The sequence below is a fragment of the Mesorhizobium sp. P3_A9 genome (assembly GCF_056402975.1).
The window spans coordinates 1-12,246 of sequence record NZ_JBFUGJ010000175.1 but is presented as its reverse complement, the minus strand read 5'-3'; the positions used below and the strand labels follow the sequence as shown (position 1 = coordinate 12,246).

At 63.7% G+C, this 12,246-nt stretch carries 9 protein-coding genes; 4 read left to right on the top strand and 5 right to left on the bottom strand.

What is annotated here, in order from left to right; genetic code table 11:
- On the bottom strand, positions 1-257 hold a 257-nt coding region (locus AC1DX0_RS21625; RefSeq protein WP_477356792.1), incomplete at its 3' end, for a gamma-butyrobetaine hydroxylase-like domain-containing protein.
- A gap of 101 nt (positions 258-358) precedes the next feature.
- Between AC1DX0_RS21625 and AC1DX0_RS21620 the strand changes: the two genes are divergently transcribed.
- Entirely contained in the window at positions 359-1,288 is a 930-nt protein-coding gene (locus AC1DX0_RS21620; protein WP_477223567.1) for a LysR substrate-binding domain-containing protein, read from the top strand.
- A 31-nt stretch (positions 1,289-1,319) separates the two neighbouring features.
- On the opposite strand, the gene AC1DX0_RS21615 is transcribed toward AC1DX0_RS21620, so the two are convergent.
- The 4 genes from AC1DX0_RS21615 to AC1DX0_RS21600 all read right to left on the bottom strand — a co-directional run bounded on the left by AC1DX0_RS21615 (position 1,320) and on the right by AC1DX0_RS21600 (position 6,521).
- Positions 1,320-1,913, bottom strand: coding sequence for an Imm42 family immunity protein (locus AC1DX0_RS21615; RefSeq protein WP_477223568.1), 594 nt, complete (start codon positions 1,911-1,913; stop codon positions 1,320-1,322).
- An 81-nt stretch (positions 1,914-1,994) separates the two neighbouring features.
- Positions 1,995-2,930: a hypothetical protein gene (locus tag AC1DX0_RS21610; protein WP_477223569.1), complete on the bottom strand. Its 936-nt coding sequence runs from the start codon at positions 2,928-2,930 to the stop codon at positions 1,995-1,997.
- Positions 2,930-5,629, bottom strand: coding sequence for a spermidine synthase family protein (locus AC1DX0_RS21605; RefSeq protein WP_477223570.1), 2,700 nt, complete (start codon positions 5,627-5,629; stop codon positions 2,930-2,932). Before AC1DX0_RS21605 ends, AC1DX0_RS21610 begins: the two co-directional genes overlap by 1 nt.
- A 22-nt stretch (positions 5,630-5,651) precedes the next feature.
- Complete coding sequence (locus AC1DX0_RS21600; protein ID WP_477223571.1) at positions 5,652-6,521, bottom strand: protein-L-isoaspartate O-methyltransferase family protein; 870 nt, start codon at positions 6,519-6,521, stop codon at positions 5,652-5,654.
- Between the two features lie 17 nt (positions 6,522-6,538).
- Here AC1DX0_RS21600 and AC1DX0_RS21595 point away from each other — a divergent pair, with 17 nt between their 5' ends.
- From AC1DX0_RS21595 to uvrB, 3 genes are all read left to right on the top strand, one after another.
- Positions 6,539-6,892 carry a hypothetical protein gene (locus AC1DX0_RS21595; protein ID WP_477223572.1) on the top strand — a complete coding sequence of 118 codons (354 nt, stop codon included), beginning with the start codon at positions 6,539-6,541 and terminating at the stop codon, positions 6,890-6,892.
- A 146-nt stretch (positions 6,893-7,038) separates the two neighbouring features.
- Entirely contained in the window at positions 7,039-8,667 is a 1,629-nt protein-coding gene (locus tag AC1DX0_RS21590; protein ID WP_477223573.1) for a tlde1 domain-containing protein, read from the top strand.
- Positions 8,668-8,796: 129 nt separating this feature from the next.
- Entirely contained in the window at positions 8,797-11,967 is a 3,171-nt protein-coding gene (uvrB, locus tag AC1DX0_RS21585; protein WP_477223574.1) for an excinuclease ABC subunit UvrB, read from the top strand.
- Positions 11,968-12,246 lie beyond the last annotated feature (279 nt).

The window sequence follows — 12,246 nt, the reverse complement described above, 5'->3', positions numbered from 1 at the left end:
GGCGTGGAGACGTCGAAGCTTTCGGCATGGATGGCCTTATCGACATCGGCCGGCGTCAGCCACCTCTTGCCTGAGGCGGTATCGCCACACTGCTCGCATTCGCAGGCCAGCCGCAGCCAGCGCGTCGAGAACCTTGCCGAGCGGCCGTCCGCCAACTCGACTGCGACGCGACCGCCCTCAGCGCGCATTGCGCGGATCGGCACCGCTTGTAAGGCAGCGTCGCTTGGCTGGCTTGCATGCTTTGGCGTGTCGAGCATCTGGCATCCCCTGCGGTTGAATTTATTCGACCAGCCTAGGGCACCGAATAGTCCATATTCAAACGAGTTTCTTTCCCCAAGTTTTGAGGTAAATTCAAAACATGACGACGTTGAGGGACTTGCCGCTTTCCGGTTTACGAGCGCTGGTGGCTGCCGCCAGGGCCGGCAGCCTGACGCGCGCCGCCGAGGAATTGGGCGTCACGCCCGGGGCCATCGGCCATCAGATCCGCCAGTTGGAAGAGCGGCTCGGCGTCAAGCTGGTCCGACGCGAGGGCAATGGCATTGTGCTCACCCGCGCCGCCGAGGCCGCCTTGCCCGACATCGACCGCGGCTTCGACGCACTGGCCTCCGGCATGCGCCGGCTGCGTTTCGAGCGTAGAGCCGAAACCTTCACCATTTCGGCCGATCCCTCCTTCGCCTCGCTTTGGCTCGCACCCCGGCTCAGCCGGGTGCGGACGGCGCTGGGCAAACTCGAAATCCGCATCGTCGCCTCGGTCGCACTCGACGCCATGCTGGAGGAAGGTGTCGACCTTGCCATCAGCTATCGCAGGGGTGCCGCCCCGGACCTCGCATCGCTCGACCTCTTCACCGAACGGGTTATCCCGGCCTGTGCGCCGGCCTTGGTTCGCGGCCATGCCAGGCCCGATGCGGCCGAAGTGATGGACAGCATGCCGCTGCTGCACATCGACCCGACGATGGGCGACGATGTCTATCCCGCCTGGCGCGACTGGTTCGCCGCCGCAGGCCGCCAGCCGAAAGGTATCGACCAGGGTCCACGTTTCGGCCTGACGATCGTCGCGGCACAAGCGGCGATTGCCGGCATGGGCGCCTTGCTGGCCAGCGAACTGGTGCTGCGGCGCCATCTCGAGCCCGGCCATCTCGTCGAGATCGCCCGCGACGTGCCGGCACTGACCATCAAGCGCCGTTTCGTCTGGCCTGAACATGGTCCAAAGGCGCGCCGAGCCGCCGCGGTCGCCGCAGAACTGGCTGCCATTGCCGATATCGGAGTTGATGGCGCCTTGCCTCAGTGAATCCGTGTCAGGTCAACGCCACGTCCATCAATCAGTCCGATACCGAGGCCGCACTATTTTCACTTGATTTATTCGCCCACTCGGCAGCGAACTGCTCGCTCCAACGAGAGAGAACGCTGTAGAAAACCTCGTCGTCGAGCCATTCCTCCACAACCGTGCCGCCGACATCCTCGGGAGATTCCGCATGTGCGAAAGCGATGAGGCGAACCTTGTTGCCGACGTCGAATTGGAGAATATGGCTGCCGTCATCGAATGCCTCATCACCATCCGGAGCCCATACGATCGCGTTCCCATAGAGAATTTCGGTGAAATCAGCAGCCGGCAGCCCGAAATAATCAACGCGAGCGGTTTGCCTATACCAGGCATCAAGATACGCCTCGGCAATCAGCGACGCGTCTATGGTCGATAGAAACGGAACTTGATGCGATCCGCGTCGCCGCAGACGATCATTTACCGCGTCGAAGGAGCAGCCCAACATCGAGGCATCAGGTTCCTGAACGCCATACGCCTTCCCTTGTATGTGAATGACGAAGTATCCCAACGCGCGTTGCGCAAGGTTGGGAAATGCCTGCGTGATTGCACTTTCGATCGCAAAGGACGTTCGATCTCCGACCACCGCAACCATCACTCAGCCTCGTGAGTTTTTCTCGTACGAAACAATCTAGCTTAGGACGCTGCCCATCAATCGCGCCAATGCAAACATGTTCTAACGGGGAAAGCCATGCACGCGCGCCAGCAGCCACTGCAGCGGATTGCCGACAAAAGCTCGCGTGACGAACGTATCATGGGCGGCGTCAGAGGCGAGGAAGGCGATGGTGCCAGCTTCGAGGCGGCGCGGCGGGTCGGAACTGGCGTTGATGCCCTGGCCCGCCAGCAACTGCCGGATCTCGCCATTGCCGGAGGCCGAGGATTTGCCATAGGTGCTGACAAAGAAACTCTTCCTGTGCTGCACGATCCAGGTCGCAAAAATGTCGGCTTCGTCGAAGACGGCGTCGAGCAGGATGACGCCGAGCAGGCGGCCGCCGATGTCACCATTCCTGAGAATGGAGGCGGCCGGGTTGTAGCCGCCGCTATAAGCGACCAACACCACCGGCATGGCGTCGAATTTTGCCGCCTTGGCGCCGATCAGCTTCGCCAGCCCTTGCGCCGCCTCGGCCATGAACCCGGCAAAGAAGCCCGGCGTCCAGAAATTACCGGCGCTGGAATCCTGAGCATTGCTGGCGAATTGCGGCGCCACCAGCACGGCGTTGACGCCGGAGGCCTCGACCTGCGCGACGACCCGCTGGCGGCCGACCACATCGCGCTGCAAGGTTGCGCCATTGCCGTGGAAGAACACCACGATGACCGCCGGCTTGGCCGGATCGAACCCTTTCGGCACCGCCAGCAGCGTCGAGCGGTCGGAATAGGTCTCGTCCTCCCAATAGATGCCGCCGCGCGGCGAGGTGTGGCCGTGCCTTCCATCCGCCGCAGTAACGTCGAGGAACGGCGCGGAGCCATCGGGCAGCTTGCCCCGGTAGGGAAAGGGTGACGCCTTGAACGGCACGATGGTCGATATCGCCTTGTGCAAGCGCGCCCCCTGGCTCGCCACCGGAAACGCCGCCGTGGCCAGCAATCCGGCAACGATGGCGCGACGGTCAACCATCAGGCCGGTACCAGCCGCATATCAGGTGCCCTCGACGGCAACAGCACAGCAAAAAAGGCCGGGATGGCGATGAGATAGGCGATCGCCGACCATTGCAGCACGGCGCTTAAGCCAAAGCTGGTGGCGACGATCGGCACCGCGGCCGAGCCGATCACCGAGAAACAGCCATTGATGCCCCAGGCCCAGACGAACAGATGCTCCTTGCCCAGCCGCGCCAGCCAGGTCATGGCGGTGGCCATCGGCATGCCCATCAGGAAGGCCGGCGGCGACACCAACAGGAAGCAGAGCAGCAGCCGCACCGCATAGGGATAGGCGCCAATCCAGTCGAGCACCGGCGACAGGTAGAAGCCATAGGCCAGAAGCAGCACGCAGACCGCCAGCAGCACGACCGGCAGCAGCGTCCTGGCGCGGTCGAAGATGCGTTCGGCAAACAGGCTGCCGAGGCCGGAAAACACCAGCATCGACGAAATCAGCACCGAGGCCGACACCGTCGGATTGGCCAGGGCCACGGTAAAGCGGCTGATCAGCCCGACCTCGACCATGATGTAGCCGAGGCCGAGACAAGCGAAATAGAGGATGGTGCCGAGCTTGCCACGGGAGCGCGAGAACACGATGCGCCAGCCGAAGAGGACCGGCAGCAGCACCAGCGATGCCGCCGTGATGCAGGCGATGCCGAGCGTCGCCCAGATCAGCAGATAGCCCCAATCGTCCTGGAACAAATCGAGCCGGTCGAGCGTGCGCGGCAGGTCGGCGACCTTCACATAGGCGGCGAAATAGGGCTGGTCGTTGCTGAGCGCCCGCGCGTCGAAGACGTAATCGCCGGCGAGTTTTTCCCAGCCGCCGGTCAAAAGCGCGTGCCAGCTCATGCGCTGCAGTTCCGTCGCCGGCAACACTTGTGGGCCGGCATCGCCGCCGGCACCTGCACAGGCATCGAGCGTCGGATCGGCCGGCGCCGTCGGGTCGCAATCGGGATTTCCAGGCGTGGTCGGGTCGGCAGGCGCATCGGCCGCGGGCTGCGTCAGCGTCGCATCCTGTCCGCTGCCGAAGATCGACGCGCGGTAATCATCGAGTACCTTTTGCGCGCCCGAACCGTCATAGACCATTCCTGGATAATAGACCTCTTCCCAGGACATCGACTTGGTGTAGTCGCGCAGCGTCTTGATTTCGGCCTCGCTGAAGCCGCCGCGCTTGAACAGCACGGTCGTGGTCGACAGGTAACTCGACACGGCGAAGATGTCGTTGGCAGCGCCTTGCGGGTCGAAGGTTTTCGCCGCCTCGGCGATCGTCGAATAGAGCTTCAGCACCGACTTCGGCGGCTCTTCCTTGTTCCACAAGGTCACCGACAGCACGCCGCCATCGGCCAGCGCGTGCATGTAGCTCAGCATCGCCTCATGCGTGTAGGCGTACTTTTCGGAGATGGCGAAGCCGCCCGGATTGGACAGGCCGACGCTGTCGGCAAGGCTGAGGTCGATGACGTCGTAGCGCTCCGTCGTGTTGGCAAGGAACAGGCGCCCGTCATAGTCGATCACCTTGAGCCGCGGCTCAGCCAGGATATCACCGGTGACATCTTTCAGCACCGGATCGCGGAACGCCCGCAATGTCATCGGATTGCTCTCGGCGACGGTGACCGAGGTCGAACCGGCATTGAGTGCGGCCTGCGTGGAGATGCCGCCGCCAAACTGCACGACAAACGTTTTCGGCTTGTCCTTGATGACATAGGGATAGTGCATCGGCAGATAGCGGAAATAGACCTGCTCGGCCGGCGCCAGATTGCGCATGATGCCTTCCGGCCCGTCGCCGTCACGATACATGCCGACATAGGTGTTGGCCGGCACTTCGGGCATGCCGAAGGCGGCATTGTCGCTCAGGCCCGGCGCGAAATGCATGTAGGAGCTGGCATAGACCTGCAAATCGCCGAACGGCGAAACGCTGCGGTAAATGCGCTTGCCGTCCGGAAAGTTGCGGGCGTAGGCGACGCCCTTGTACTGCGACACGGCGATGTCCGGGATGCCGAGCCAGCCTGGCAGCATGAGGTAGCCGGCGACCGATAGCGCCGCCACGGCCACGCCGGCGACAACGCTCTTCCACGCGCCGAAGGCGAAGAACCACAGCAGCGAGCCGGCGACCCAGAGCAGCAGCGGCACGACGATGATGGTTTCCGGTGCGAACAGATAGAGCGACACCAGCACGACGAGGCCGGCCAGCCCCGAGCCGGTGAGATCGGCGAAATAGACACGGCCGAAGGCGGTGCGGCTTTTCAGGAAGACAATGCCGAGAAAGAACGCGCCGGCGAGGAACGGCAGGAGATAGAGCAGGAAATTGGCCAGCAGCCGCCATTTCTGCTCTGGGTCGGAGACCAGGAAGATGGCGTTGAACGGCACCGTCTGGGCGACAAGGTTGGCGCCGACGGCGAGCGGACCGATCAGCAGCAAGGCCGCGGTGGCCGCACCTTGCCAGTGGCGGTCGAACCAGCCCTTGCCGGCGAAGATGACGACGCTGGACAGCGAGAAGCCGAGCATGGCGAGGCTGACCACCAGCGAGCCGAAATGCGACCAGCTGCCGACAGCGAACACCCGCATGACCGCGATCTGCAGCGCGATGATGGCGCCGGCGATCAGCCCGACGGCGAGATAGTGCGCGAGCCGCGGTGCCTCCAGCGAGGCGATGCTTGGTCGAGAGGTCGATACGACAGCCGTCATTCAGGCCCCTTGATGCGGCAACTCAACCGTTGTGCGTGCCGACGATCTGGTCGCCTTCGAGCTTGGTGAACGGCACGAACGGCACCACCTTGCCATTGTAGATGTCCGATCGGACGATGTTGAAGGTGCCGTCGGCGAGTTGCTGCTTGATCACCTTGAGCACATGCTGGGCGCCCGGTGGGCCGACCGGAATGACCATCACGCCATTGGGCTTGAGCTGCTGCAGCAGCGACGGCGGTATGTGGTCGATGCCGCAGGTGACGATGATCTTGTCGAATGGGCCGACGCTTTCCCAGCCATAATAGCCGTCGGCGTTGCGGCTGGTGACCGAGCCGAACACGCTGTAGCCGCGATCGATCAGCGCGTCATAGGTGCGCCGCGTGCGCTGCGCCAGCGGATTGATGATCTCGATCGTGTGCACCTTGTCGGTGAGGTTGGCGAGATAGGCCGACTGGTAGCCCGAACCGGTGCCGACCTCGAGCACGGCCTCGCCGAACTGCACGTCAATGGCCGTCGTCATGCGTCCGACCAGATGCGGGCCGGAAATGGTCACGCCATAGCCGATATCAAGGAAGGCATGGTCGTAGGCGCGCCCCAGATTCTGCGGCAGAACGAATTCTTCACGCGGCGTCGAAAGGAAGGCGCGCTTGTTGCGGTCGTCCAGCACATCCTTGTTGTAGACCATGATCTGGAAGCGATCGAATCGCTCGGCCAGCAACTTCGGATCCTCGCCGCGATTGGCCACCATCCAGTCGATGAACGACTTCTTGTCCTTGAACGGCACTTCGGCGTTGCGGTCATAGGCCACCGGCAAGGCAGCCCTGACGGTGGCCGGAAGAATGGAGAACGCCGCCGCACCCGCCGACAGCGTCAAGAAATCCCGACGCCTCATGGAAAAAGCCTCCAAAAGTGGCCTTTGCCACCCCAAAACCAAGCCCTTCAACGGGATTGCACCGCCTCCCAAAACGAGTCAATGGCCGTCGGGAGGCAGGTGTCCGGGCCGGAAAAATGTTGCAAACGGGCAACAGTTTTGCCGATGCCATCGGCTTTTTCAGCACCGTGGACTGGCGCGCCGCATTGCCGCAGGGCTCGCTGCAGCGCCTTTGCTTTAAATTAGCAAGGCCTGTTTTGCTTGACTCGGCCGTCAAAAACAGGCAGCAAAACTGCGACGGAAGGGCAACAACACCACTTTCCTGCTCGTGGACAAAGCCTCATTTGGCCCAAATCCGCATATCGTCGTTGGTTTTGAGAGGGATTGATTAACCAAATTTGTCCATATTTTGAAACAATCGGCAACCAACGACAGACGCGGCAAACGCGTCGGGGACCACCTGGGATCACTCACAGAATGGTCGTCGCGGCTGACAAGGCCACGTACGGGGAAAACCGATTGGAGCAAGATTGGTTGCATGGCGTTGTCGAGTAAACAAAAGATAATCTGGGACCAACGCGAAGGCGGCGAGTTCGTCGATGCGCAGCGTGCCCCTTCCTTCAATCCGAAACGGATCGTCCGCTGGGTAGCGGTACCCGGTGCAAGCGCCGCTGTCGGCCTGTGGCTGATCGGCACCATGGCTGGCCTCAGCTCCGTCGGCGCTTCGCTGTCGGCGACGTCGAGCGGCGGCCTGCCGCAGACGCTGGCCATGCCGGGCTCACTGGCGATGGCCGATCCGCTGAAGCAGCATTTCCTCAGATCCTCAGCGCCATTCGTGCTGGCCAATGCCCATGGCGGGGCGCAGGCGCTGCATGACCATGCCGTGCAATGCGGCGCCAGCTGCTTCAAGCTGGCCAGTGTGAGCCCGCTGGCGGAAAAATCCGCGCGCCTCGTTGCACATGCGAAGCCGGAACAGCGAATCCTAGAGTCGAAGGCGCAGGAGCGCTTCGAACGCATGGAAGCGTCGCTGTCGCCAACCAAGCTCGCCGCTGCCTTTGCCGGCGCCGGCAAGCCTGTTTCCGCCGGCAAGCCTCTTGCCGTGGCCGACGCGCGCCCCGTGATTTCCAGCATCGGCGCGCAGATCACCGAGGCGTCGCTGGTACCGTCTGTCCAGGTCATGGCCAGCCTGTCCAACGACATGCCTGCCCCTGCGGCAGAGCGTTTCGCCCGTGCCGATACCGTGGTCCAGACCGCGCCGGCGCCGCAGGGCTTTGCCCAGTCGCAGACGCCTGACAATGCGCAACTGGCGCTGGCCCTCGTCGAGTCGATGCCGGTCGAGGACGAGGCCTTCGCCTCGCCGCTGCCGATGACCGAATCCTCGGCCGATGTCGCGGTTGCACCTGTCGAGACCCAGCAGCAACAGCCCGGCGACGCAGCGTCGCTGCCGGATGCGCTCACCGACGACGTGCCGCTGCCGACCCGTCGGCCGCAATACGATGCGCCGCAACCCAAGGCCGTGGAGCAGGACAAGCCGGCGCCGCAGCCCAAGATCACCCAACCCAAGATCGCCCAGCAGAAGCCGGCGCCACAGGCAAAGCCGGTCCAGCAAGCCAGGCAGCCGACCCGGCAAGGCCGCGATGGCGGCGATGTGCTGGCCTATGCCAAGCCGGACACGCCCTCGGGCGGCCTTGGCCAGGCGTTCAGGAACCTGTTCAACGGACCGAACCCCGGAAGCGGAGCCGGCCACGGCGTCGCCGTCTATGACATTAGCGCCAAGACCGTCTACATGCCGGACGGCCAGCGGCTCGAGGCGCATTCCGGCCTCGGCGCCATGGTCGACCAGCCGCGCTATGTCCATGTGAAGGATCGTGGGCCGACGCCGCCCAACACCTACAATCTGTCGCTGCGTGAATCGCGCTTCCATGGCGTCGAGGCCCTGCGCCTGACCCCCGTCGGCGGCGGCAACAAGTACAACCGCGACGGCCTGCTTGCCCACACCTACATGCTGCGCGGCGGCCGCGCCGAATCCAATGGCTGCGTCGTCTTCCGGGACTATGCCCGCTTCCTGGCCGCCTTCAAGAAGGGCAAGGTCACCCGCCTCGTCGTCGTGCCGCGCCTGAATGGATCGCCGACCCAGGTGGCGACCGACAACGCACGCGGCGCCTGACTGCGACAGGCAGGCATCCCCTGATACCTGACTTCCTCCTGACAGCCTTCTGTCAGGAGCCGCATCCGGGCATGCGCGTCGCCTCATCCCTCTCTTTCCATTTTGGCCAAGACTCACCATATTCGGAACATGGCCAAATCCCCCGACAAGAGAACGCCGCCGACGGCGAATGACGAACGCGCCGCACCGAAGCGGCGCAGCCCGCTGACCGATTTCCTCGACGCCTCGGAGCCGCTGCACAGAGGTGGCTTCGCCGAGATGCCGCAGCCTGAACTGTCGGGCACGCCGCTGACCGGCTCGATCGCCGACTGGGCCGAGCAGATCGAGCAGGARGCCGAGAAGGAAGGCCGCCAGACCGGCAAGGGCGACGGCGGCAAATCGCCAAAACCGTCGAAGAAGATTCCTGAGCGCTCCGCCGCTCCGGGTCGCAGTTCGCGCGGCACTTCGATGGGTGGCGCGGCAACGGCCAGGGAGCGGACAGCGGCCGGCCTCAATCCGGTCGCAGGCCTCGATATCTCGCTGGAAGACGCCGAGACAATGGCCTCGAGCAGCGTCACCGCCACGGTCGCGGCTCTCTCGGCACTGATCGAATCCGGCAATCCGCTGCACAAGGATGGCGTGCTGTGGACGCCGCACCGCCCTGCCCGGCCGGAAAAATCCGAAGGCGGCATCGCCATCAAGATGGTGTCGGACTTCGAGCCGGCCGGCGACCAGCCGACTGCCATCAAGGATCTGGTCGAAGGCGTCGATAACAACGACCGCACCCAGGTGCTGCTCGGCGTCACTGGCTCGGGCAAAACCTTCACCATGGCCAAGGTGATCGAGGAAACGCAGCGCCCTGCCTTGATCCTGGCGCCCAACAAGACGCTTGCCGCGCAGCTCTATTCCGAGTTCAAGAAATTCTTCCCSGACAACGCCGTCGAGTATTTCGTCTCCTACTACGAYTATTACCAGCCGGAAGCCTACGTYCCGCGCACCGACACCTTCATCGAGAAGGAATCCTCGATCAACGARCAGATCGACCGCATGCGCCATTCGGCGACGCGCTCGCTGCTCGAGCGCGACGACGTCATCATCGTCGCCTCGGTGTCCTGCATCTACGGTATCGGCTCGGTCGAGACCTATACGGCGATGACCTTCCAGATGCAGATCGGCGACCGGCTCGACCAGCGCGCGCTGCTCGCCGACCTCGTCGCCCAGCAATACAAGCGCCAGGACATCAATTTCGTCCGCGGTTCGTTCCGCGTGCGCGGCGACACGATCGAGATATTTCCGGCCCACCTGGAAGACCGCGCCTGGCGCATCTCGATGTTCGGCGACGAGATCGAACAGATCACCGAGTTCGACCCGCTCACCGGCCAGAAGACCGGCGAACTGAAAAGCGTCAAGATCTACGCCAATTCGCACTATGTGACGCCGCGCCCGACGCTGAACCAGGCGATCAAGTCGATCAAGGAAGAGCTCAAGCACCGCTTGGTCGAACTGGAGCGCGCCGGCCGCCTGCTGGAAGCTCAGCGGCTGGAACAGCGCTGCCGCTTCGATCTGGAGATGCTGGAAGCCACCGGCTCCTGCGCCGGCATCGAGAACTATTCGCGCTATCTGACCGGGCGCCAGCCCGGCGATCCGCCGCCGACCTTGTTCGAATACATTCCCGACAATGCGCTGGTCTTCATCGACGAAAGCCACGTCACCGTGCCGCAGATCGGCGGCATGTATCGCGGCGACTTCAGGCGCAAGGCGACGCTGGCCGAGTACGGCTTCCGCCTGCCCTCCTGCATGGACAACCGGCCGCTACGCTTCGAGGAATGGGACGCCATGCGTCCGCTCTCCGTCGCCGTCTCGGCGACCCCCGGCGGCTGGGAAATGGAACAGGCCGGCGGTGTCTTCGCCGAACAGGTCATCCGCCCTACCGGCCTGATCGACCCGCCGGTCGAGGTGCGCCCGGCGAAGAGCCAGGTCGACGATGTCGTCGGCGAGATCCGCGACACCACCAAGGCCGGCTACCGCACGCTGGTCACCGTGCTGACCAAGCGCATGGCCGAGGACCTGACCGAATAYCTGCACGARCAGGGCGTGCGCGTGCGCTACATGCACTCCGACATCGACACGCTGGAGCGCATCGAAATCCTGCGCGATCTGCGCCTCGGCGCTTTCGACGTGCTGGTCGGCATCAACCTGTTGCGCGAAGGGCTCGACATTCCCGAATGCGGCTTCGTCGCCATTCTCGACGCCGACAAGGAAGGCTTTTTGCGCTCGGAGACGTCGCTGATCCAGACCATTGGCCGTGCCGCCCGCAATGTCGACGGCAAGGTCATCCTCTATGCCGACCAGGTCACCGGCTCGATGGAACGGGCGATGGCCGAAACCAGCCGCCGCCGCGAAAAGCAGATGGAGTGGAACGCCGCCAACGGCATCACGCCGGAATCGGTCAAGTCGCGCATCTCCGACATTCTGGACTCGGTCTACGAGAAGGACCATGTCCGCGCCGACATCTCGCAGTTCACCGACAGCGCCGGCGCCATGATGGGCAACAACCTCAAGGCCCATCTCGACGCGATGGAGAAACAGATGCGCGACGCCGCCGCCAATCTCGATTTCGAGAAGGCRGCSCGCATCCGCGACGAGATCAAGCGCCTGCGCGAGATGGAACTSTCCATCTCCGAAGAYCCGCTGGCCAAATAYGCCGAYATGGAAAGCCCGGTTTCGGGCCGCGAAAAGGGCAAGCACAACAAGGGCGTGGCCAAACACCGTACTTCAGAGGAACAGGARCGTTTCCGCAAGCTCGACGAAGCCCGTGCCGCCGAAGAGGCCGCCAGGGCTGCCCGGTCCAACCTCTTCCGCAAGCCGGCCCTTGACGAGATGGGCGCCGACGGCGCCGTGCCCGTGAAGAAGCCGCTGTTTTCCAAACCCTCAATCGACGACATGGGTCCCGGCACCGACATGCCGACGCCGGCCGGTGCCGAGTCGCGCTCGCTGTTCAAGAAACAGTCGGCGGAAGAAGCGCATGGCTCCGACTTTGGCATTCCAGGCGACGCCACCAAACCGCTGTTCAAGAAGAATTCGCTGGACGAGATGACGGTGCGACGCACGGAAAAGCCGGTCGAGGGAAAAGTACCGGCCAAGCCCCAGCCAATCTCCCCCCTCGTGGGGGAGATGTCCGGCAGGACAGAGGGGGGCGCGCAAGAACGCGACGGCAAACCAATCGTCCGCCAGCGCGCCGGCATCGGCTCTTACGAGGATCCAGGCGACGCCCGTCGCGAAAAGCGCCGGCCAGGCAAGACAGGGCGGCCGGGGAAGTAGCGCCTTTTTTCCTTCTCCCCCTGTGGGAGAAGGTGGATCGGCGCGCAGCGCCGAGACGGTTGAGGGGTGCTCCAGCGGAGTGAGACGGTGGCGTTCCCTGGAGCACCCCTCATCCGACCGAGCTTCGCTCGGCCACCTTCTCCCACAAGGGGCCTGTTGTGTAATTGCAGCAGAGCGCGGATGAGAGCGGGATTGCGGGAATATCGCCCGTATTCGTGAGTTCTTGTGTCTGGTTTGGAATTTCGGGCGGCGGTTCGGCCTCGTGGAGCCGGACTGCGG